Source organism: Sorangiineae bacterium MSr12523, from assembly GCA_037157775.1.
Lineage (GTDB): Bacteria > Myxococcota_A > Polyangia > Polyangiales > Polyangiaceae > Pendulispora > Pendulispora brunnea.
Genome location: CP089982.1, coordinates 7,567,729 through 7,589,360 on the forward strand (window position 1 = coordinate 7,567,729; position 21,632 = coordinate 7,589,360).

Annotated in this window: 17 protein-coding genes, 1 tRNA gene and 2 pseudogenes; 11 read left to right on the top strand and 9 right to left on the bottom strand. The window is 63.8% G+C overall.

Annotated features, from left to right (window positions below):
• Positions 1-13: 13 nt before the first annotated feature.
• Positions 14-1,027: an alcohol dehydrogenase gene (locus LZC95_29620; protein WXA90603.1), complete on the top strand. Its 1,014-nt coding sequence runs from the start codon at positions 14-16 to the stop codon at positions 1,025-1,027.
• Between the two features lie 3 nt (positions 1,028-1,030).
• On the opposite strand, the gene LZC95_29625 is transcribed toward LZC95_29620, so the two are convergent.
• Both LZC95_29625 and LZC95_29630 read right to left on the bottom strand, forming a co-directional pair.
• A complete protein-coding gene (locus tag LZC95_29625) occupies positions 1,031-3,565 on the bottom strand; it encodes a polynucleotide kinase-phosphatase (protein WXA90604.1) in 2,535 nt (844 codons plus the stop codon).
• Positions 3,562-4,923, bottom strand: coding sequence for a 3' terminal RNA ribose 2'-O-methyltransferase Hen1 (locus LZC95_29630; protein ID WXA90605.1), 1,362 nt, complete (start codon positions 4,921-4,923; stop codon positions 3,562-3,564). Before LZC95_29630 ends, LZC95_29625 begins: the two co-directional genes overlap by 4 nt.
• A 160-nt stretch (positions 4,924-5,083) precedes the next feature.
• On the opposite strand from LZC95_29630, the gene LZC95_29635 reads away from it, so the two are divergent.
• The 4 genes from LZC95_29635 (at position 5,084) to LZC95_29650 (ending at position 8,282) form a co-directional block, all read left to right on the top strand.
• Positions 5,084-5,476, top strand: coding sequence for a nuclear transport factor 2 family protein (locus LZC95_29635; protein WXA90606.1), 393 nt, complete (start codon positions 5,084-5,086; stop codon positions 5,474-5,476).
• A 3-nt stretch (positions 5,477-5,479) separates the two neighbouring features.
• On the top strand, positions 5,480-5,953 hold the full coding sequence (locus tag LZC95_29640; GenBank protein WXA90607.1) for a DUF1801 domain-containing protein: 474 nt from the start codon (positions 5,480-5,482) through the stop codon (positions 5,951-5,953).
• Positions 5,954-5,969: 16 nt separating this feature from the next.
• Positions 5,970-6,039, top strand: a tRNA-OTHER gene (locus LZC95_29645).
• 11 nt (positions 6,040-6,050) lie between these two features.
• Positions 6,051-8,282: a hypothetical protein gene (locus LZC95_29650; GenBank protein ID WXA90608.1), complete on the top strand. Its 2,232-nt coding sequence runs from the start codon at positions 6,051-6,053 to the stop codon at positions 8,280-8,282.
• Positions 8,283-8,355: 73 nt separating this feature from the next.
• On the opposite strand, the gene LZC95_29655 is transcribed toward LZC95_29650, so the two are convergent.
• On the bottom strand, positions 8,356-8,781 hold the full coding sequence (locus LZC95_29655) for a hypothetical protein (protein WXA90609.1): 426 nt from the start codon (positions 8,779-8,781) through the stop codon (positions 8,356-8,358).
• A gap of 486 nt (positions 8,782-9,267) precedes the next feature.
• On the opposite strand from LZC95_29655, the pseudogene LZC95_29660 reads away from it, so the two are divergent.
• The 3 genes and pseudogenes from LZC95_29660 (at position 9,268) to LZC95_29670 (ending at position 11,705) form a co-directional block, all read left to right on the top strand.
• A pseudogene (locus LZC95_29660) lies at positions 9,268-9,999 on the top strand (chitosanase).
• A gap of 111 nt (positions 10,000-10,110) precedes the next feature.
• Positions 10,111-10,899, top strand: a pseudogene (locus LZC95_29665) (chitosanase).
• Between the two features lie 65 nt (positions 10,900-10,964).
• A complete protein-coding gene (locus LZC95_29670; GenBank protein ID WXA90610.1) occupies positions 10,965-11,705 on the top strand; it encodes a dienelactone hydrolase family protein in 741 nt (246 codons plus the stop codon).
• Here LZC95_29670 and gudD read toward each other — a convergent pair.
• From gudD to LZC95_29685, 3 genes are read right to left on the bottom strand one after another with little or no spacing between them, the layout of a single operon-like run.
• Complete coding sequence (gene gudD / locus LZC95_29675) at positions 11,702-13,009, bottom strand: glucarate dehydratase (GenBank protein ID WXB00237.1); 1,308 nt, start codon at positions 13,007-13,009, stop codon at positions 11,702-11,704. The genes LZC95_29670 and gudD overlap by 4 nt on opposite strands.
• 16 nt (positions 13,010-13,025) lie before the next feature.
• On the bottom strand, positions 13,026-13,967 hold the full coding sequence (gene kdgD, locus LZC95_29680) for a 5-dehydro-4-deoxyglucarate dehydratase (GenBank protein ID WXA90611.1): 942 nt from the start codon (positions 13,965-13,967) through the stop codon (positions 13,026-13,028).
• Positions 13,964-15,262: an MFS transporter gene (locus tag LZC95_29685; GenBank protein ID WXA90612.1), complete on the bottom strand. Its 1,299-nt coding sequence runs from the start codon at positions 15,260-15,262 to the stop codon at positions 13,964-13,966. The genes kdgD and LZC95_29685 overlap by 4 nt, the downstream gene beginning before the upstream one ends.
• Before the next feature lie 83 nt (positions 15,263-15,345).
• On the opposite strand from LZC95_29685, the gene LZC95_29690 reads away from it, so the two are divergent.
• Positions 15,346-16,248: a LysR family transcriptional regulator gene (locus tag LZC95_29690; protein WXA90613.1), complete on the top strand. Its 903-nt coding sequence runs from the start codon at positions 15,346-15,348 to the stop codon at positions 16,246-16,248.
• A gap of 14 nt (positions 16,249-16,262) precedes the next feature.
• Here LZC95_29690 and LZC95_29695 read toward each other — a convergent pair whose 3' ends face one another.
• Positions 16,263-17,228: a zinc-binding alcohol dehydrogenase family protein gene (locus LZC95_29695; protein ID WXA90614.1), complete on the bottom strand. Its 966-nt coding sequence runs from the start codon at positions 17,226-17,228 to the stop codon at positions 16,263-16,265.
• Positions 17,229-17,303: 75 nt separating this feature from the next.
• On the bottom strand, positions 17,304-17,834 hold the full coding sequence (locus LZC95_29700; protein ID WXA90615.1) for a CDP-alcohol phosphatidyltransferase family protein: 531 nt from the start codon (positions 17,832-17,834) through the stop codon (positions 17,304-17,306).
• A 101-nt stretch (positions 17,835-17,935) separates the two neighbouring features.
• On the opposite strand from LZC95_29700, the gene LZC95_29705 reads away from it, so the two are divergent.
• Positions 17,936-20,350: a TonB-dependent receptor plug domain-containing protein gene (locus LZC95_29705; protein ID WXA90616.1), complete on the top strand. Its 2,415-nt coding sequence runs from the start codon at positions 17,936-17,938 to the stop codon at positions 20,348-20,350.
• Positions 20,351-20,353: 3 nt separating this feature from the next.
• Entirely contained in the window at positions 20,354-20,911 is a 558-nt protein-coding gene (locus LZC95_29710; protein WXA90617.1) for a hypothetical protein, read from the top strand.
• Positions 20,912-20,985: 74 nt separating this feature from the next.
• On the opposite strand, the gene LZC95_29715 is transcribed toward LZC95_29710, so the two are convergent.
• Positions 20,986-21,624, bottom strand: a complete 639-nt coding sequence (locus tag LZC95_29715; GenBank protein ID WXA90618.1) for a hypothetical protein — start codon at positions 21,622-21,624, stop codon at positions 20,986-20,988.
• Positions 21,625-21,632 lie beyond the last annotated feature (8 nt).

The window sequence follows — 21,632 nt, forward strand, 5'->3', positions numbered from 1 at the left end:
TTAGCATGGCGACATGCAAACGTATCGCGCAGTCCAAGTTCGCCAGGCAGGCACACTGGAGATCGTGCAGCGTCCCGTACCCGAGCCGGGGCCCGGTGAAGTACGCATTCGCGTCGAGGCCTGTGGCGTCTGTCATACCGATGCCTTGACCGTCGACAACAAATCTCGCGCGCTCACGTATCCGCGCGTGCCGGGGCACGAAGTGGCAGGACGCATCGATGCGCTGGGTGCCGGCGTATCCGGGTGGCAGGTTGGTCAGCGCGTGGGGGTGGGCTTTCTCGGCGGGCATTGTGGGCACTGTGGAGCCTGCCGGCGCGGGCTCTTCGTGGATTGTCCCAATCAGCGAATTTCAGGCCTTACGCACGACGGGGGTTATGCGGAAATCCTCGTGGCGCACGTGCACGGTCTCGTGGCCCTGCCGGACGGGCTCGATGCGCGTGAGGCCGCCCCGCTGCTCTGCGCCGGCGTGACCACGTACAATGCTCTACGAAATTCGCCGGCGCGCGGTGGCGATCTGGTGGCCGTTCAGGGCATCGGTGGCCTCGGGCACCTGGGGATTCAATATGCCAGGCATATGGGCTTTCGCGTGGCGGCCATTGCGCGCGGCGCCGAAAAGGCGGCCCTCGCCACGCGCTTGGGTGCCGCGCACTACATCGACAGCGTGGAGAAGGATCCGGCCAAGGCGCTGCAGGAGCTGGGCGGCGCGCGGGTGATCCTCGCCACCGCGGCGGATAGCAAATCCATGGGGCCGCTGGTCGGTGGGCTGGGGCCGCGTGGCCGCATGATCGTCGTCGGCGGTTCGGGCGAGCCCATCCCCGTCTCGGGGACACAACTCATCTTTGGCGGCCGCTCCGTCGAGGGAGCCCTCACCGGATCGGCCATCGATGCAGAGGATACGCTCGCCTTCAGCGTGCAAGAGAACGTGCGCGCGATGATCGAGACCGTGCCCCTCGAGAACGCGGCCGAGGCGTACGCGCGCATGATGAGCAACAAGGCGCGCTTTCGCATGGTCATGACCATGACTTAGTCTCTAAAGGCGAGGATCGACGGGCTCACTCTCCAGGGCAAGGACGGCGAAGACGCATTCGTGCACGCGAAACAGCGGCTCGCGCGCCACGAAGCGGTGCAACGCCTCCATGCCCAGGGAGAACTCCTTCATGGCAAGCGTCCTCTTGAGGCGCACCTGACGCCCGCGAAGGCGCTCCAGGTGCTCGGGCATGGCGTACTCCGGGCCGTAGATGATGCGCAGGTACTCGCGCCCGCGGCACTTCAGTGCGGGTTGCACGAGGCCTTTTGGCCCGCGGTGGATCCATTCGCGCGGCTTGACGACCATCCCCTCGCCGCCGCCATCCGTGAGGGCTTCCCACCATGCAATGGCCGCGGCGACGTCCTCGGGCTGCTCGAGATCCACGTCACGGTAACGCGTGGCCATGAGCAACGCTGGATCGACCTTGGCGAGCCGCGCCAACGTCTCCATGTGCCAGACGTGCGAGCGGTCCACGAAGGTGCGCCCCTCGGCCGCGAGCACGTGGAACGGTGCAATGCGGTAGTCGTCCAGCGCGCGCACGTCCCAGCAATAGCGGCGGTATGCGTCACGGAATGCGCCGAGTGCGTCGTGTCGCGTGCGGTACTTCGCGGCGAGATCCGCCATACCCGGGACATCGCCTCGCGCGGCGAGGAGCCCCGCTGCGGTGTCGAGCGAGGCGAGGCCCGCGCTCGCGACGGCAGCATACTGCGTCCTCAGGAGCTCGATTGCCTTCGCGGACCACGGCAGAATTTCCGCATCGAGAACGAGCCAATCGGTTTCGAGCTCGTCCCAGAGCGATGCCATCGCCGCGCGCACCCGGTCGATGATGGCGCGCTCCAACGACGCATCCCCGAAGAACGGGCGCCCCGTGCGCGTGTACACGACGCCTGCACGACCGTCGTCCACGTCGAATCGGGCGGCTGCGGCCGATTCGTCTCGACAGGCCACGATCACGGCACGCGATCCCATGTGCTTCTCTTCGCAGACGACATGGCGCACGCCCTGCGCCGCAAAGTACGCGAACGCCTCCTCCGGCCGCTCGAGCCACGGCTGACCGGGAGCCGCGGTTTCCGGCGGCGACATGGTGGGCGGCAGGTACACGAGCCACCGTGGATCCACCGCAAAGCGACTCATCACCTCGAGTGCCGGTGCGGCGTGGGTCTCGCGAATGGTCACCGTGTGCGCATACCGGGTGTGCACGATCCGTTTGCCTGCCACGTCCGTATAGTCCAGCGGCCGCGGTGCGATTTTCGAATCGATCGACGGCACGAGGGGACGCGCAGGCTCGTAATGGACGCGCTTGGCCTCGACGGACACCAGCTCCCGCTCGGGCCATCGAAGGGCCGTGAGCGCGCCACCGAAGACGCAGCCTGTATCGATGCACAAAGTGCGATTGTGCCACTCGGGCGACGGTACCGGGGTATGCCCGTACACCACGGCGGCGCTCCCGCGATAATCCGTGGCCCAGTCGTATCGAATCGGTAATCCGTATTCGTCCGTTTCGCCGGTGCTCTCACCGTAAAGGCAGAATTCGCGAACCGCCCCACTGGCGCGGCCCTGAAATGCCTCTTTCAGCCCCGCGTGTGCGACCACGAGCTTGCCCCCATCGAGTACGTAATGGCTCACCAGGCCGTCGATGAACTCGGCCAGTTCGGCCTTGAACGCGTCGTCGGTTTGGCCAAGCTGCTGCATCGTTTGCTCCAGCCCGTGCGTGAGTCTCACGTCCTTGCCGCGCAGCTTTCGCAGCAATTTCATCTCGTGATTGCCAGGGACCATGAGCGCCGCACCGGACTTGGCCATCGCGATGACGAGACGAAGCACGGGAACGACACCGGGACCGCGGTCCACGAGATCGCCCAGAAATACCGCTTTGCGCCCTGCGGGCGGGGTGACGAAAGGTTCCTCCGGTGTCCCGCCAACGGCATATCCAAGCTTCGCGAGCAATTCGACCAATTCGTCGTAGCAGCCGTGCACGTCGCCCACGATGTCGAATGGGCCGTAATCGTTCTTTCGATTGTTCCAAAGAGGCTGCCGCACCATCGTGCACCCGGCGATCTCCTCCGGCGAGGAGAGCACGTACACATGCCGAAAGCCCTCGTCTTTCAGGCGGCGCATCGAGCGGTGAAGGATTGACGCCTGCTGCCGAACGACATGGCCGCCAAAATCGCGATCGGGCCGCGCGCGATTGCGCTCGCGGCACACCTTTTCCGGAACGTCGAGCACCACCGCCACGGGAAGCGCGTGGTACTTCCGCGCCAAGGCGACCAGAGGCTTGCGCGACTCGGGTTGCACGTTGGTGGCGTCAATGACGGTGAGGCGCGCGGCCGCGAGCCGCTTGCCGGCCACGAAATGAAGCGCTTCGAACGCGTCCGCCGTGGCCGATTGCTCATTTTCGTCGTCGGAGACGAGCCCGCGGAAGAAGTCGGACGAGAGGATCTCGGTGGGCTTGAAATGGCTGCGTGCAAAGGTCGATTTGCCCGCACCGGAGCACCCGACGAGTACGACGAGTGACAATTCTGGAATGACGAGCCGGGTCATGCGCCTTCTCCTTGGGCGCGCCGAAAGACGGCCATCTGCGTGGGCGGGCCATGGACCGGATGCTCCGCGCCGATGCCCTGGACGCGGGTCTCGTAGCCATGGGTCGTGGCCACGCGGGAAACCCAGGCAGCAAACTCGCCCCGCGTCCACTCGAAGCGATGGTCCGAATGGCGATACCGTCCCGCGGGAAGCGACTCGAAAAGAACATTGTATTCTGCATTGGGGGTAGTCACGATGACGCTGCCAGGGCGCGCGTCGCCGAAGACGACCCCTTCGAGCGCCGCGAGGCGCGAAGGATCGACGTGCTCGATGACCTCCACGAGGGCAGCCGCGTCGAAACCGCGAAATCGCGCGTCGCGGTAGGTGAGCGCGCCTTGCATCAACTCCACGCGCTCCTTGCGTTCGCGCTCGAGCCGCTGTCGTGCAATCTCGAGCGCGCGCAGGGAAGCATCCACGCCGACGAGGCGCGTGAACGCCTTTTCGCGAAGCAGTGCCCGCAAAAGCTTTCCCTCGCCACACCCCAGATCGATCACGGAGTGCGCACCGAGGGCGTGCAACTCGGCCACCACGGCCTCGATACGCACGTGGTCCAGCCGCAGCTTCTTCTCCACGGTTTCTTCGGCAGCAGTGGCTTCCGCATCGGCGGGTGCGCTTTCATCGAGCGATAGGCGCTCGAGCGCACTCCGCACGAGTGAACGCTGGTGACGCAAATAGCGATACGCAATCAGATCGCGCTCGGGGTGCGTGGCCAGCCAACCTTCGCCCTTGCGAATCAGCTTTTCCACCTCGTCATCGCCAACCCAATAATGCTTTTCGTCGTCGAGCACGGGAATGAGCACATACAGGTGCGAAAGCAACTCCCCGAGTCGAACGGCGCCGCGGAGCCGCACGCGGTGGTAAGGGCCATCTCCCCACGAAGGGAAGTGCGGGTCGAGAGGAAGGCGTTCGGCCTCGACCGCATAACCGAGCGGGACGAACAGCTTCTCGACGAGCGCACGCCCACCGCGGCACGGGAGCGATTCGAGGGTGGCCTCGAACGACAGCGCATGCCCTGCCCGCTCCGGCCGCTCACGGCTCTTGCCGCCCAGTGCCGAGCCAAACACCTGGGCAATGGCCACGCTGAGAAAGGACGACGCGACGTAAGGCCGATCGTTCACGTAGGGCTCGAGCGGCAGCGGATCGACATCGAGCAGGAGCGCCGCCGTGCACCGCTCGGCGCACGCCACCGGATAAAAGACGTGCGCTCGCCCAAAGCCGAGCTCGAACGACTGCACACGATCCGGATTCTTGCCCAACAGGTAGCCGAGGTCCGTCGCCGGGCGGAGCGCCGGATCCGTCGTCGAAATGGTAAGGAGCATGGTAAGCGCGCCCACTCCAAGCAACCAGCGAGCCAGTCCCGCGCTTCCCGGATGTCCCGGTTTTATTCCCGCACGCGCCCGGCTGGGACGATACGGCAGGATAAATTTTATCTCCAAGTCGTCGTGAAAAACGGCGCTCGTCTCGCCTAGAGTGCGTGCCATGAGCGATCCGAAAGCACTGGTTCAGGACTACTTCGACTGCATCGAACAAGGCGACGAAGCACGGTTGCTCATGATGTTGCATCCGGGTGTCATCCAGCAGGAACTGCCCAACCGTCTCAACCCGAATGGCGTGGAGTACGACCTCGCTGGCATGATTGAAGCATTCCGACGCGGAACCAAGGTGCTCTTCAGTCAAAAGTACGAAATCAAGAGCATGGTCGCTCAGGGGGACACCTTGGCCCTCGAGGTCGCATGGTCCGGCACGCTCGCCGTCGCCGTCGGCTCCCGCGCGCCGGGCGACGTTCTTCGTGCGAGCTTCGCCGTCTTTCTCGAATTCCGCGACGGCCAGATCTTCCGTCAACGCAATTACGATTGCTTCGAGCCTTTTTGAACGATGTTCCGCGTCGACGCCAATTCCCTGGACGAGTATTTCTCGGCCGATCCTTCCCGTGAGCGCGACCTACGCCAGCTGGACGCGCTCATTCGGAAGAGAGCCCCGAGCCTCGCGCGCGAATTCTTTCGCGGCACGGCGGAGGGCAAGCCCGGTATGTCGATGAAAATGATTGGGTATGGCAAGTTCCAATACAAGACGAAGTCGTCCAAAGAGGCCATCGACTGGCCTCTCATCGGATTGGCGCTTCAAAAGAATTACATCAGCCTCTACGTCTCCTCCGTGCGCGACGGCCAATACGTCATCGACGAATACGCCGGCCAACTCGGAAAAGTGAGCACTGGGAAGGGCTGCATCCGCTTCAAACGCTTCGAAGATCTCGATCTGGAGGGCTTGACGGTGATGCTGAAGAGCATCGAGGACGACGTACGCAAAGGCCGCGCCTCGTCGCGGTACAATCGGGTGGCAAAAGAGTAATCTGCATTTCTATATTCCTGGAGAAGCTCAGTGGCGAGCAGCCGGCTGGAACCGGCAGGGCACAGGTTCGAATCCTGTCTCCAGGTCCGGTGAAAGCATGAGCAATGCGAACGGTATGGGGTATCCCTTGGGCCAGCTCATAAAGGCGCTCGCGGGCACGGGCGAGGGTGCGGCTGCGCGCGCGCGGAGATGGGAGCTCGTTCTCGGTGGGCTCGCCGATGGCACCCTTCGCATTGGCTCGCGCACACCGGTGGCGAACACGCCGGCGTGGGTCACCCTGGAGGTGCTCCACGGCGGATTTGCCACGGGCGAGCATGCAGCAGGCGGACCGCTGCAACCGCACGAGCATGCATGGCTCGCCGCAGCCCCGCCGCACATGCAGGGCGCCGAGCGGGCGGCATTGAACCTTCATTTTCTCGGCGACGCGGGACGCGCCGACCTCGAGACCATGCTCGAAACGGGCTGCTTTCGGGTCCAGGTGCCCGAGGAAGGTGCCCTGCTCGTGGTGGATTGGCTGCTACGGCACGGCGAGAGCGAGCGCGCCGGCACACTCCTCAAGGTGCTCGGTCCCTTCTTCGAGCGCCTTCGCTTCTATCCGGTGCCGCATGCGCAGCCCCTCCGCAGTGGGCTGGACATTCACGTGCATACTGCAGGCGAAGTGGTGGCGAGCCTGCGCGCCAAGAAGCCGCAACGCGCAGTCGCGCGCATGAACGAGTCCCTCCGCATCTGGGCCCCGCTCTACGATCGGACGGTGGCCCTCTTCCTCGAAACCGTGGACGGCGATGAAGGATGGCCTTGCCGGCGCTATCCGCCCGACTGGCGCGACCGCGCACAGGCGCTGCTCGACGATTATCACGCCGCACGCAACGTGCACACGCTGTGTCGAAAGCCGGAAAAGCGAAAGGAGAACTTTGCCCGCCTTCGTCGTTGCATGGAGATCATTCTCACCGATCCGAACGCGCTCACGGGCGGTGACGTGGGAATGATTCGCAAGATCCTGGCATCCTTCGTCGCCCGCCGCGGCAAGCCGGGAAGCGAGAGGTGCCGAAATGCGCGCGCTGCGCAGGGCCGCACGGCAGCCAAGCCGACGCATGTCGAGATGGCGCGCGCTCTGGCCGCGAGGCTCGCGCCGTATGCGCCGGACGAGGGTATTCCGCATATCGACGACCTCCTCGGGCCGCTTACCGATATGGAAGCATCCCAGATCGGTGCCAAGGCCGGTGAGCCCATTCCGGAGCCACTCGCAGCAAAGGCGCTGCGTTGCCTCGAGGCCCCGATCGATTCGTTGTTCGAACGGGGGCGCATTCCTTCCAGCGAGACCCTGGCCAAGGTATTGCCATCCCTAACTGCGCAAGTCCGTGCTGCGGCCATCGTTGATCCGGAGTTGCAACGGATTTACCGTGCCGTTTACCTCGCTTTCCGCCGTCGCCGTTCGCTGCTTCTTCTCAACCTGGAGAGTCAGGTCAAGCTCACCGAATTACCTTGGATGGCCGTAATCCAGCCTTGGATGGCCTCGGACGAGGCCTCGCAGCGCAAGGCCCGCGAAACGCTGGTTCACACGGCCACTTTGGTTCTTCGAGCATTCCCGCATACCATCCTGCCGAATACGCTCACCAAAGAATTTCGAGCCCTCGCCGCAGGCGCGGGCCTATCCCCGCCTTGGGTCGACGAACTCGCCGCCGACATTTTCATGGGGGCCTTCTCGGAGACCTTCATGCGCGCCGCCAAGACAGCTGCCCGCGCGTTGGAAGGGAGCCTTTACCCCCGGTATTATGGAATCCCTTGTGATCGCCTGGCGAACCTGCGGGACAGCGATACGTCGCAATTGCATGCCATTTGCCAGGAGCTCGCGACGTCGCACGCCAATGGCCCGTGGTCGGTTGCTCGAAACGGCACCATCATCGAGCAGGCGCAAATCCTGACGACGCACAATCTCGTCCTCCTGTTCGATGCGCTGCACGTGGCGCCTGGTCTTGATATCCCCAGCATGGCGCGCCACACCTTCACGTGGATTTGCCGGCGCCAACGAAGAATCCTGCCCGATTGGCACACTCGATTGACGATGATGAAGAACACCGCCTACGCATGGCGCCAGATGATCTTCTACCTCGCGCACCTCGATCGCTCGGATCAAGACGCATTTTTGGAATGGGGTTCGTCCCATCTCGAGAAACAACGCCTCGTTTTCCAAACGCGGTTCGAACCGGTGTGGGCGGGACTCCGGTCCGTAGCGAAAGGGCACCATTTCAATGAAGATGGGATTCACTCGGCATCGGGCGGCCGACGATTCCTCGGTTGGTCCATCGGAAAGCATTGGCTCTTGCCCTAAAGGTGTACAGAGATAGATCTCAATGGCTGGAGAGGCCATGCCGCTTCATGATTCGTACGAGTCGACTCGGCCTTTATCTAATTTTCTTATCGACGGCATTAGCCAATACATTCCTGATCGCCACGGGTTGTAGTGAGAACTCGACGCACCCGCCGGTGAGACGGAGAAACGGCAACTTCGGCGGTGAGCAAGTCCATTGCATCGAGAGCGTGTGCCCGGCCGCTTTCGACCAAGGAGGGGTGTATACCGAAACAGCAGCCTGCACCCCCATGGCCGCCGCGGGCCAGCCTTGCCCCAAGACACCGTCCGGATCGAGTGCGTGCGCGCCGGGGACCACGTGCATCAACGGCACGTGCACCGCGGGTGCCTGCTTCTGACCCGCGCCCGCGACGATCCATTGGCTTGACACATTGGAAACGATTGGCAGGTCGCCGGAACCGGCCTCGATGCAGGTCTTCGTCGGGCCGATCTCCCGGGCGCACAATCCAAAGGGTTTCATTGTCAATGGCCGGCCGATGCGGCGAATGGATTCATGTCACATCCGTACAATGAGCCTGAATAAATGCCCAATCAACGACGCCTACACGCACAATCCGGAGCAATGCGCGAAATGGACACCCGTGCACAATCACAATGCTCGTGCGTCACCGTGATCTGACATCCCACCTTCCGCTTTGTTGCCTGGATAAGCTTCCATTTGCCTAAATTTCCCCGATTGAATAAATTGGCGCATTGCAGCAACCAATTTGGATTGGGAACTACATTGACAGAATTCCATTGCCTGGATATTCGTTAGGAAACTTTCCTAACGAATTGGGAGGAAAAGCTCATGCAGATCCAATTGGTGCAGCATGCATCCCGACGAAGGTCTCTCCTTGACTGGGCGCGCCCGTGCACAGTGCTGGCTGCGGTGATCGCAGCAGGCGCAATGGCAATGGGCTGCGCGCAAGCCGAAGCAGATGACGAAACGTCATCCCAAGAAGTATCCAGCACGGCGCTCGCAGCCGGCGGCGACCTCGATGAGCCGCGCAAGAAGGACATTGCGATGCAAATCGTGTCCAGCGCGGAAAATTCCTCGCTCGACTGGAAGTCGCAATACAAATACATCGAAGATATTCACGATGGCCGCGGATACACGGCGGGCATCATTGGCTTTTGCTCCGGGACCGGCGACATGCTGGACCTCGTGGAGCATTACAAATCCTTGAAACCGGGAAACATTCTCGAAAAATACCTTCCGGCCCTTCGCAAGGTGGACGGGACCGACTCACACGCCGGTTTGGACCCGAATTACACGAAGGACTGGAAAACGGCCGCCAAGGATTCGGTGTTCCAGCGCGCTCAGAACGACGAGCGCGATCGCGTCTACTTCAATCCCGCCGTATCGCGGGCCAAGCAAGACGGGCTCGGAGCACTCGGTCAGTTTGCCTACTATGACGCGATTGTCATGCATGGTGACGGTGGCGATTCGTTGAGCTTCAGCTCTATCCGCAAAAATGCGCTGAAGAAGGCAAAACCACCGGCACAAGGTGGTAATGAAGTTACCTACCTAAACGCCTTCCTCGACGCGCGGGTCAAAGCCATGAAGGCTGAGCCGGAACACGAGGACACGAGCCGTGTGGATACGGCTCAACGCGTATTCCTCAAAAACGGCAATCTCGATCTGCATACGCCACTCGATTGGAAGGTATACGGAGACTCGTATCACATCGATTGAGTATTGACATATTGCGCTCGATTGATATTCGTTAAGAACATTTACGAACATCAGGGAGGCGCATCCCCCATGAAAACGCGATTCGTGTCTTCGATGGCAGCAAGCATTCTGGCGATTCTGTCCACAGTCGCCATCGGCTGTACCGCGGAATCTGCGGCACCGCAGAGCGTATCCGGCGCATTATTGGCGTCGGACCTCGAGGAGCCGCACAAAAAGGATATCGCGATGCAGCTCGTATCCAGCGCGGAGAACTCCTCGTTGGATTGGCGGGCACAATACAAGTACATCGAGGACATCGACGACGGCCGCGGCTACACCGCAGGCATCATCGGCTTTTGCTCCGGTACGGGCGATATGCTGCAGCTCGTGGAGCACTATCAAAACGTCAAACCAGGGAATATTCTCGAGCAGTACCTCCCTGCCCTGCGCAACGTAAACGGGACACCGTCCCACGAGGGGCTCGATCCGAATTATCCCGGCGATTGGGAAACGGCCGCGCAAGATCCGGATTTTCAGAGGGCGCAGGACTACGAACGCGATCGCGTCTATTTCAACCCTTCGGTGTCCCAGGCCAAACAGGATGGCCTCGGAGCGCTCGGCCAATTTGCCTATTACGACGCCATCGTCATGCACGGCAACGGCGGGGATCCGCTGAGTTTTGGCTCGATCCGCCGCAATGCCATGAACAACCGGCCCACCCCCGCGCAAGGAGGTGACGAAGTCGCCTACCTTCACGCCTTCCTCGATGCGCGGGTCGAGGCCATGAAGGCAGAACCCGAACACAGCAACACCAGCCGCGTCGACACCGCCCAGCGACGCTTCCTCAACGAAGGAAATCTGGACTTGCACACGCCACTCGTGTGGCACGTCTACGGCCAGGAATTCCGAATCGACGACTGAGACGGCTTTCGCGTTTGGTCGCGTTTTCGTCGCGTTCTGGAAGAACCTGTAGCACCATGCGGTGCATGACAGGAACGATGGTCCAAATCCAGACGGCCGATGGCGCGGCCAATGCCTACGTGTCGCGCCCCGCAGGAAACGGCCCATGGCCCGGCGTGCTCTTTCTCATGGACGGGCTGGGCCTTCGCGATGCGCTGTACGCCATGGCCGATCGCATGGCGTCGCACGGCTACCTCGTGCTGTTGCCGAATTTGTATTATCGCATTGGCGCCTACGAGCCATTCGATCCGCAGGCCGTCTTCGGGGGCAGCGGCCCCGAGTTCGATCGACTGATGCGCACGGTGACTTCGCTCGATCGCGAGGATGCCATGCGCGATGCCGGCGTGTGGTTCGATTTCCTCGATGCCCAGCCCGATGTGCGTGGCCGTGCGCACGGCGTGGTGGGCTATTGTCTGGGCGGCGGCTTGGCCATCGCCGCCGCATGCAAACACCCCGCGCGCATCGGGGTGGCGGCCTCCTTTCACGGGGGCGGCTTCGTCACGGAACCCGCCAGCACCGAGATCATCGCCGCGCAGGTGCGCGCCCCGATTTACATCGGCGTGGCGGAGATCGATCGGCGACATACCGCCGCAACGTCGGCCGGGCTCGAGGCCGCGCTGGCACGCGCCGCAGTACCCCATGCGGTGGAGCTTTATCCCGGCTCGGCGCACGGCTTTGCCGTCGTCGATTTGCCTGCATACGACGCGGCCTCCGCCGAGCGCCATTGGGAGCGGCTGCTCGCCTATTTGAAGTACCTCGAAGGCTAACGCACGAGCGCGGGGCGCTTCGGGTCGAAGGACCAGTCGGGAACGAGGTAACGCATCGCGGCCGCATCGTCGCGCCCGCCGAGGGCATGACATTGGTAAAGCTCGTGGGCGAGTTCGAGCTGCTCGGAATCGAGCTCGATGCCGAGGCCGGGCGCGTCGGGTACGGCGATGTGACCGCCCTCGATGCGCAGCGGCGCGCGGGTGAGGCGCTGGCCGTCTTGCCAGATCCAGTGCGTGTCGATGGCCGTGATGTCGCCCGGCGCGGCGGCGGCAACGTGCGTGAACATGGCCAGCGAAATGTCGAAATGGTTGTTCGAGTGCGAACCCCAGGTCAAATTCCAGCTTTCGAAGCTCGCACAGAGCTGCGCGACCCGCACGGAGCCGGCCATTGTCCAAAAATGGGGATCGGCCAGCGGAATGTGCACCGCGCCGGCGCGGATGGCGTGCCCGAGCTGACGCCAATCCGTGGCAATCATGTTGGTCGCCGTGCGCAGCCCCGTCGCACGCGCGAATTCGGCCATGGTCTCGCGACCGGAAAAGCCGTTTTCGGCACCGCACGGATCCTCCGCGTAGGCGAGCACCCCGGCGAGGTCGCGCCCGATGCGAATGGCCTCGCGAAGTGACCATGCCCCATTGGGATCGAGCGTGATGCGCGCATCGGGAAATCGCAAGGCCAATGCGCGCACGGCCTCTGCCTCCTCGTCGGCGCGAAGGACACCGCCTTTGAGCTTGAAGTCGCGAAAGCCATAACGGTGCTCCGCCGCCTCGGCGAGCCGCACGATGGCCTCGGGCGTGAGGGCCTCCTCGTCGCGCAGGCGCATCCACGCGTCGTCCTGCGTCCCCTCGCGGTAAGGCAGATCGGTCCGCCGCCGATCGCCGATGTAGAACAAGTAGCCAAGTACCGGCACATGCGGCCGCTGTTGGCCGTCGCCGAGAAGGGCACAGACCGGCACGTCCAGATGCTTGCCCAAGAGATCGAGCAGCGCGGACTCGATCGCGGTGACGGCGTGAATGGTGATGCGCTGGTCGAAGGTCTGCGCACCGCGCCCTTCGGCATCGCGGTCCTCGAAGCGCGCACGCACCGCATCGAGCACACGGTGGTACGTGGCAATGGGCTGCCCGACGACCAGCGAGCGCGCATCCTCGAGGGTGCGCCGGATCCCCTCGCCGCCCGGCACCTCGCCGAGGCCCTTATTTCCGGCGGAGTCCTCCAAAACGACCACGTTGCGCGTGAAAAATGGGGCATGCGCTCCGCTCAAATTGAGCAACATGCTGTCCTGCCCCGCCACGGGGATCACGCGCATCGCGGTCACGACGGGACTACGCACGATCGGCCCCGTGCAGACGCGGCAGACGGGACACGAGCACCGACAGCGCATCCACCTCGGCCTCGTCGAGATCGACCAGCGGCGATCGCACCGGCCCGGCCGGGCGTCCCACGACCTTCATACCGGCCTTCACGATGCTCACCGCGTACCCTTGCCGGCGATTGCGAATTTCGGTGTAGGGAAGCACGAATTGGTCGAGCCATTGGAATACGAGGGTGCGATTCTTGGCGCGGACCGCATCGTAAAATTCGAGGGCAAACTCGGGCAGGAAGTTGAATATCGCCGACGAATACGTACTGACTCCCAATTCCAAATACGGCAACGCGAAGGTTTCCGCCGTGGGCAGGCCGCCGATGTACACGAGCCGATCGCCCAGTTTTGCCACGACGCGGGTCATCAGATCGAGATTTCCGACACCGTCCTTGTAGCCCGCGAGGTTCGGGCACGAGCTCGCGAGCCGGGCAACCGTGTCCGCCGAATAGACGGCGTTGCCGCGGCTGTACAAGATGACGCCGAGCGAGGTCGCACGACAAACCGCCTCCACGTGGTCGGCGAGCCCCTCCGCATCGGCCTCGGTCAAATAGGGTGGGAACAATAGAATACCGTCCGCGCCGGCTTTCTCGGCGGCGCGGGCCAGCTCCACGGCGATGCGCGTGCCATATCCCACGGGGGCCACCACCGGCATGCCGGACGGCGCGCTTTGCACGGCGGCCTTCACCACGGCGCCGACCTCGGACGGAGTGAGCGAGAAGAACTCGCCCGTGCCACCTGCCGCGAAGATACCGGCAATGGGATATTGTCCCAAACGGGCGACGTGCTCGCGGTACGGCGCTTCGTCGAAGGCAAGATCCTCCTGTCGAAAATGCGTCACCGGAAACGAGAGAAGGCCGGATCCGAGCTTTTTTCCCAGTTCCGAAGGGCTGTAGGCGGTCATGGACGAAGGTCTCCTGGCCTGGTAGGGGGCCGGTCATTTCGAATCAGAAAAACGATGAGGGCGCCGAGCAACGTGGTGAATGCCAGCGCATAAAGGCCGTAGGTCACCTCCCCGGTTCGCGCCTTCACGAGGCCGAAACCGAAGGGTGCTACGAAGCCACCGAGGTTGCCCAATGAATTGATCACGGCCACCGCCGGTGCGAGTACCGCGGGGTGCAAGGTGGATTGCGGGATGGTCCAAAACAAGGGACTCGCGCTCTTGAAGCCCATGGCGGCAATGCACAACATGAACAGCGCCGGTGCGGGCGAGACCACCGCCGCGAGAAAGGTGCCGATACAGGCCACCACCAGAGAGGCCGCGAGAAGCGGTTTGCTGCGCCCCCAGCGATCGGCCGCCCAGCCGGCGAAATACATGGCCACGATGGCACAGAGCCACGGGAGCGACGACAAAAGCCCCACGGTGATGTCCGTCGTGCCGCGAATGCGCCGCACGATGGTGGGGAGCCAAAACGTATTTGCATAAATGGATAATTGGATGACGAAATAGATCGTACAAAAGAGCAGCACCTGCGGCGAGAGCAGCTGCCTCCAACGGGATGCACCGTCGGCCTTTTGCTCGAGGCGGGCGAGGTCCTCCGCGGCGATGCGCTCGATCAAGGCCGCTTTCTCCTCGGTGCGAAGCCATTCTGCCTCGTCGATGCGCGCATCGAGCAAGCGGTACGCGACGAGGCCCACGACGACGGAGAGCAGTCCCTCGATGCCGAAGAGCCATTGCCAGCCGGCAAGGCCCGAAGCACCGTGCAAGGACAGCAAGGGCCCAGAGAGCGGCCCGGAAATGGCCGCGGCAATCGAGGAGCCGGCGACGAACATCGCCGTGGCGCGGCTGCGGTGCGTGCCGGGAAGCCAGCGCGTGAAGTAGTAAATGATGGCCGGAAAGAAGCCCGCCTCGGCGGCGCCCAAGAGAAAGCGCAGCGTGTAGAAGAGGATGGGGCCGCGCACGAAAATCATGGCGGCCGAGACCAGGCCCCAGGTGACCATGATGCGCGTCAGCCACACCTTCGGGCCGAAGCGCTCCATCATGATGTTGCTCGGCAGCTCGAACAGCGCATAGGCCACGAAGAAGAGCCCGGCCCCGAAACCGTACGCGGCCGCACCGATGCCCACGGAGGCCTCGAGGTGCGCCTGCGCATAGCCGATGTTCGAGCGATTGAGCTGATTGCAAATCAGCATCACGATGAACAATGGGACGGTGCGGCGAAAGATCTTGGCCACCGCCGTGTCGAGAGAGCCGTCCATCGTGGAAAACCGTAGGACGCGGATCGATACCGGTCCAACACTTCTTTGGCATGGTTCGATGCTAGAATTGAATCAATTGCACCATGTTTTCGCTGAACCAAATCGAGAGCTTCGTCGCCGTGGCCGAGGAGCTGCACTACGGGCGCGCGGCAGCCCGGCTATCCATGACGCAGCCGCCTTTGAGCCGGCGCATCCAGCTGCTCGAGCGCGAGCTCGGTGTGGAGCTCTTCGATCGCTCGCAGCGCGCGGTGAAGCTCACGCCGGCGGGGCGCGTTTTCCTGGCGGATGCGCGCAAGCTTTTGCATCTCTCGCAGGAGGCCGCCCTTTCGGCGCGGCGGACGCCGCGCGGTCACGCGGGTGTGGTCACCCTCGGCTTCACGGCGGCCACCGCGTACTCGTTTCTCGAGCCGGTGCTCGCCGTGAGCGCGCAGCGGCTGCCCCAAGTCGAGCTCGTGCTGCGCGAAATGGTGAGCAGTGCGCAAATGCAGGCCCTTCTCGCAGGCGCGCTCGATCTGGCCATGGTGCGGCCGCCCGCCACGGGTGCCGACATTGCCACCGTGCCGCTGTTTCGCGAGCCGCTTCTCGCCGCACTGCCCGCGCGGCATCGCCTGGCGCGGCGCAAGCGCGGTCCGCACGTGAGCGACCTCGATCGCGAGCCCTTCATCATGTATTCGCCTTCCGAGGCACGGTATTTCTACGAGCTCCTGGTGAGCATTTTCCACGCGGCGAACGTGTGGCCCGTGTACCGGCAGTACATCAGCCAGGTGCACACCATCCTCGCGCTCGTGCGCGCCGGACTCGGTATCGCGCTGGTGCCTGCGGCGGCCTCCGCACTGCGCTTCGACGGCGTCGTCCTTCGCCCGATCGAGGGCACGGCGACGCGCCCCGTCGAGCTGGTCCTCGCGTGGCGGCGCAGCAACGACAACCCGGCGCTTGCCGCGTTGTTGCCCTTGATCCGTGCCGCCGCCTCCGAGGAGCGCGTCTAGATTTCGTCGATGGGCTACGGCAGCATCACCACGCGACCGAAGGCGGAGCGCTGTTCGATGTGGGCATGCGCCTGCGCCGCGTCGGCAAGGGCGAATTTCCGGTCGACCACCACGCGCAACTCGCCGCGCGCCACGCGCTCGATGCACTCGGAGATGACACCTTGGAAGCGCGCCAGCTCGTGGCTTGCCGAACCAAAGAGAAGATGGAGCCCGTGCAGCGAGCCATTGCGCAGCCACAGCGGATACGGATCGAACGCGCCGGAGTCGCGGCCCGCGCGCCCGAGGTTGACGATGCGGCCCTTGTATTTCAGCACCTCCACGCTGTCCTGCAGCGTCTTACCGCCAATGGGGTCGACCACCAGATCGACGGTGCCCACGGCTTTCGCCACCTCGTCTTTGAACGACGTCGTTTTGTAATTGATGGCGTAGTCCGCGCCAAACTCGCGCAGCCGCGCCAGCTTGTCATCCGAGGACGCGGTGGTGAGCACCACGGCCCCTACGGCCTTGGCCAGCTGGATCGCGGCCAGGCCCACGCCACTGCCGCCGGCGTGCACCAGCACCTTCTGCCCTTTCGTGAGCCCGCCCAAGTCGAACAGCGCCTCGTGCGCCGTCCCGAAGGCGACGGGCACGCACGCGAGGGGCGTCAAATCCGCACCATCGGGAACGATCCAGGTGAACTCCGGCCGGGCTACGACCTTTTCCGCGTGCGAACCATTCTCGAGGACGGCGACCACGCGCTGGCCGACGCGCCGATTCTTCACATTGGCCCCGACTTCACGCACGGTGCCGGCGGCCTGGTAACCAACGATGTTGGGCACGCGCGGGAGCGGCACCATGCTGCGGTGGATGGTGTCGCCGCCTTCGACGCTGATCACCTCGATGTCGATGAGTACGCCGTCCGGCGGACAAACGGGATCGGGAACGTCTTCGTACTGTAGAACTTCCGGACCGCCGTTCTTGTAATACACCGCAGCTTTCATGAATGCCTCCGAGGATGTAAGAAGCGCCGTATGTGTGGGCCCCGCTCCCGGCACGGAAAGGTGGTTACCCGCAGGTTACCGAGCCGCGCGGGCCTCGCGAATCCAATAGGTCGCCGCCGCGAACACCCCGCACGCACTGGTGGCCAGCACCCACCCGCGCCTTCGCGACATGCGCGACAGCGTTGCCACGAGCGTGGCGAACTGCAAAACGGTCACGGCCTTGCCCGCGATGTTCGATGACCGCGGCTTTGCCGGAGCATCGTGGCGCGCCGCGCGCAGGAGCAGCGGAATTTCCCCGAGGTCGCGGGTTTCGAGGAGGATGGCATCGAGGAAGGTCAGCATGCGCTCGCGCACCAAGGTCGCGACCACGCTGAGCACGAAGGCCTTGTCCATCACGGCATCGAGCGCAGCGCCGGTGGCCGTTTCCTCGTGGAATGTGCGCGCATACCAGCCGTCGAGCACGTCCGTGGCCGCGGCCAAGGTGAGCCAGGGAATGGGCCAGCGACGCTGGCGCACGATCCACGGGAATGCGACCGCAAGCGGAAGTCTTGCGAGGCTGATCAGGTTCGGTGTCCTGATCACGTCGCGCAACGAATAGGTCGCCATGGCAGTACCTCTGTTCTTTGGTGGCGTGGCTGGCCTGCACGAACCGAGCCGAAAAAGCGTGCACCTCACGGCGTGCTCCAGGTCACTCTCCGTACTGGAGCATGCGATGGCAGACCCTGGCGGCAACCCTTGCGACCGTGGCCATGTGCGTCTTTGGCGTGCGTCCGGCCAAGGCGCAGGCGACCGACACGGTGCCTCCCGCGCTCACCTCGGCACCCGAGGTTCCTTATCCGCCAGGCGCACGGGGCGATGCGGTGGTCGTGCTCGTCCTCACCGTGAACGCCGACGGTACGGTGCGCTCGGTCGTTCCGGAGACGACGCAAGAGCCCTTTGCGACTGCCGCGGCGGAGGCGGCCATGACCTTTCGCTTTCAGCCCGCCACGCGCAACGGCACGGCGGTGGCCGCGAAGATTCGCATGGAGCTCGCCTTTCGCGCGCCGCCGCCGGAACCCGAGCGGATGCCGGATCCACCGCGACGTGGCGCGCCCGCAGCGAGGCAGCAGGTGCACGAGGTGCCAGAGGTGCACGACGTGCGAGAGGTGCAAGACGTGCGAGAGGTGCGGGTTGCAGGCGAGCGCGTGGAGCCATCGCGCACGGCGACTTTGTCGCGCGCCGAGGTCCGGGAGATCCCGGGCACCTTCGGCGATCCATTTCGCGCGATCGAAATGATGCCCGGCGTGACCCCGATCGTATCGGGCTTGCCTTTTTTCTTCGTGCGCGGCGCGCCGCCGGGGAACGTGGGCTACTTTCTCGACGGAGTGCGGGTGCCCTTGCTCTTTCACGTGGGGGCGGGACCTTCGGTGATCCATCCGGCCCTGGTCGAACGCGTGGATCTATACCCTGGGGGGTATCCGGCGCGATTTGGCCGCTACGCCGGGGGCATCGTCTCCGGGGAGATGACGGCACCTCGCCCCGAGACGCACGGAGAGTACAACCTGCGGGCATTCGACGCCGGCGCCTGGGCGGAAACCGGCTTTGAAAATGGCCGCGGAACCATCTCCTTGGGCGGGCGCTATTCGTACACCGCCGCACTGCTCTCGCGCCTCGCATCCGATACGGTTCTCGATTATTGGGATTACCAACTTCGCGCAACGTACGATTTGACACCCGACGACCGCGTTGGCGTATTCGCATTTGGCTCGTACGATTTTCTCGGGCAGAAAACGCCCACGGAAACCCTACCGCTCTTCGCCTCCGAATTTCACCGTGTCGACCTGCGCTACGATCGCCGCCTGGGTGAAGGCAGCACCTTGCGCACGGCGTTCACCTTGGGGTTCGATCGCACGCGCCTTTCCCAGGGCCGGCGGCTCCAAGATCGCATGGTGGGAGCGCGCACCGAGATCGTCCACCGCGTTTCGCCGCGCGTCCTGGTGCGGGCCGGAACGGACGTGCAAATGGACAGCTACGCCGTCGTGGCCAATGAGGACGAGCTTTCCCCATCGGCATCGCGCGTGTCGAGCTACTTTCCTTCGCGGACCGATCTGACCATGGGCGCACGCGCCGACGTCGTGTACGAGGCGATCCCCGGTTTCGAGATCACGACGGGTGCGCGCGTCGATTTTTTCTCCTCGCAAGGCAGCACGGCAGTGGGCATCGACCCGCGCCTGATGACCCGGACCAACGTGGGCGAACGCGTGCGTGTGCTCGCGGCGCTCGGGCTCGCGCACCAGCCACCGGCCTTTGTCGTGCCGGTGCCGGGTTTTCAACCGGGAGGCCTGCGCGGCGGGCTTCAGCGGTCCATCCAGGAGAGCGTGGGGTTCGAACTCGGGCTGGGCGCCGGAACGACGCTTACGCTTTCGGCGTTTCACAATACGTTCTTCGATATGAGCGATCCGTTGGGTGCAATTCCACAGGATCCCGGCGGCTGCCCTCCGGGTGCTTTTCCCGCCGATTCCCTCGGTGGCGATAGCGCGGGCTTCACCCCGGGCTGGACCCCGTATTGCGGCCCGCGCTTTCCGCCGGGCACCATCGGGCCCGATCGCAGCGGCGGCGGCGGACAAGGCGCGGGCAGCCGCGGCGAGGAGCGCGCCGTCGAAGTCTTCGAGGTGCGCAGCCGCGGCACCGCCTACGGGCTCGAGTTTTTCCTGAAGCGAAAGCTCACCGCACGGCTGGGCGGCTTTCTCTCGTACACGCTCTCGCGCTCGACGCGGTATGCGCGGGGTGAGAAGTTCGTCGCATCGTTCGACCGCACCCACGTGGCCAACGCCGCGGTGGCCTATGACTTGGGCCGCCATTGGCGCGCCGGTACGCGCGTGGTTTTCTACACCGGCGTGCCGCGCGCGGACAATCCGGCGGTCACGTCGACGGAACGGCTGCCGTCGTTCTTTCGAATCGATCTTCGCTTGGAAAAGCGATGGCAGCTCGGTAAGACGAGCTGGCTGTCGGTGGTGGCCGAGTGGATGAATGTCACCTTGAACAAAGAATCCATTTCCACCGATTGCACCTTGCGCGGGTGCTCCGTGCAAACGGTGGGGCCGGTGACCATTCCGAGCCTCGGCGTAGAAGGAGGGTTTTGACGCATGATCCGACGGACATTGCTTGCCGCGCTGCTCGTCGCGGCCGTCGGGTGCGAAGATGGCACCCTTCCCCCGCCCCCTCCGTGCGATGCCATTTGCCAGGACTCCATCGCTCTGCGCGGTGTGCGCGAGATGATGAAGCTGATCTTCAATTTGACCCTGCAGGGTAAGCCGGTCGGGCAGCACGATGCCACCATCGCCTGCCCGCTCGGCGGCACGGCACACATCTTCGGCACGGCCACGTCGAATGCCGTGCAGGGCGCCACCGAGGTGTCGCTCACCTACGTCTTCGACCAATGCGCACACCTGGAACGCGACGAGGAAGCGCGGGAGAATTACGCGCTCACCTTGACGGGAACGTTCTCGCAACAGGGCACCATCGCAGTGCAGCCCTCGGCCACCACCGCGCTGCTCATGAAGAGCGCCTCGGTCACCGTGTGGGGTACCGTTCACGCCCCGGCCATCGACTACCGCGCCGAAAACTGCATCGCCAATCTGGCGCAAAACGGTAACCATGTCTCGGGCATGTTCTGCGAGCGCCCCGTCGGCACCGATTTGTGAGATCGCGGCACTATCGGCTGAAGCGCCGCGCGCCGGGGGCTCCGGCGCGCGACATGATGTTGCGCGAATTTGGATTAACGCGTCCAGCGGATCGAAGATGTCCTGTCATTCATATAGGTAAAATCCCCGACCCCTGCACCGACATCCAAGTTCGCTCCGCCAAAATTGTTGGTCTCGTAGTGCCATCCGTGGAAGCATCCGACGCCGCCGTAAATGAGGGCCGACGAGATGACATCGTTCCACCCGGATGGCATGCTCGCGAACACCCAATCCTGATTCTGGCACCCAGCATCCGCCGTAACGGCCAGCGACGGAAGTGAGTAGTTCGCATTGGCGTATTCGCGCGCGATGACGATCGATTGGATTCCCAGGTTCCTCGTCGTGTCGTCCGCGACGGCGTCGTCCACCTCTTTCATCGTGGCATTTTTCGGCAAATTGACCCGCCCCTTGGTCGCGAACGACGTGGCCTCGGCATAGGTGTGGAAGCACTTCGCCGCCGGCGGGGCGATGGAAGGCGAAACTTCCTCACCGGGCCGAACAGGAACGGCCGCAACCACGCAATGTGGAAAATCCGATGACACCCTGTCCGACGACACCGAAACGCCGGACGCCTCCATGCCCAGCGTCTCCGTCTCCGAATTTGCGGCGCAGCCCGCCAAAGCAACCAACGAAAAGCACACCGTAAATGAAAAACAAGATGACTTCACATTCATGCGGTCCT

Bases quoted from the DNA above. Each gene is read 5' to 3' on its own strand.
- LZC95_29620 (WXA90603.1), top strand. From the start codon at position 14: ATGCAAACGTATCGCGCAGTCCAAGTTCGCCAGGCAGGCACACTGGAG.
- LZC95_29625 (WXA90604.1), bottom strand. From the start codon at position 3,565: ATGACCCGGCTCGTCATTCCAGAATTGTCACTCGTCGTACTCGTCGGG.
- LZC95_29630 (WXA90605.1), bottom strand. From the start codon at position 4,923: ATGCTCCTTACCATTTCGACGACGGATCCGGCGCTCCGCCCGGCGACG.
- LZC95_29635 (WXA90606.1), top strand. From the start codon at position 5,084: ATGAGCGATCCGAAAGCACTGGTTCAGGACTACTTCGACTGCATCGAA.
- LZC95_29640 (WXA90607.1), top strand. From the start codon at position 5,480: ATGTTCCGCGTCGACGCCAATTCCCTGGACGAGTATTTCTCGGCCGAT.
- LZC95_29650 (WXA90608.1), top strand. From the start codon at position 6,051: ATGAGCAATGCGAACGGTATGGGGTATCCCTTGGGCCAGCTCATAAAG.
- LZC95_29655 (WXA90609.1), bottom strand. From the start codon at position 8,781: ATGAAACCCTTTGGATTGTGCGCCCGGGAGATCGGCCCGACGAAGACC.
- LZC95_29670 (WXA90610.1), top strand. From the start codon at position 10,965: ATGACAGGAACGATGGTCCAAATCCAGACGGCCGATGGCGCGGCCAAT.
- gudD (WXB00237.1), bottom strand. From the start codon at position 13,009: ATGCGCGTGATCCCCGTGGCGGGGCAGGACAGCATGTTGCTCAATTTG.
- kdgD (WXA90611.1), bottom strand. From the start codon at position 13,967: ATGACCGCCTACAGCCCTTCGGAACTGGGAAAAAAGCTCGGATCCGGC.
- LZC95_29685 (WXA90612.1), bottom strand. From the start codon at position 15,262: ATGGACGGCTCTCTCGACACGGCGGTGGCCAAGATCTTTCGCCGCACC.
- LZC95_29690 (WXA90613.1), top strand. From the start codon at position 15,346: ATGTTTTCGCTGAACCAAATCGAGAGCTTCGTCGCCGTGGCCGAGGAG.
- LZC95_29695 (WXA90614.1), bottom strand. From the start codon at position 17,228: ATGAAAGCTGCGGTGTATTACAAGAACGGCGGTCCGGAAGTTCTACAG.
- LZC95_29700 (WXA90615.1), bottom strand. From the start codon at position 17,834: ATGGCGACCTATTCGTTGCGCGACGTGATCAGGACACCGAACCTGATC.
- LZC95_29705 (WXA90616.1), top strand. From the start codon at position 17,936: ATGCGATGGCAGACCCTGGCGGCAACCCTTGCGACCGTGGCCATGTGC.
- LZC95_29710 (WXA90617.1), top strand. From the start codon at position 20,354: ATGATCCGACGGACATTGCTTGCCGCGCTGCTCGTCGCGGCCGTCGGG.
- LZC95_29715 (WXA90618.1), bottom strand. From the start codon at position 21,624: ATGAATGTGAAGTCATCTTGTTTTTCATTTACGGTGTGCTTTTCGTTG.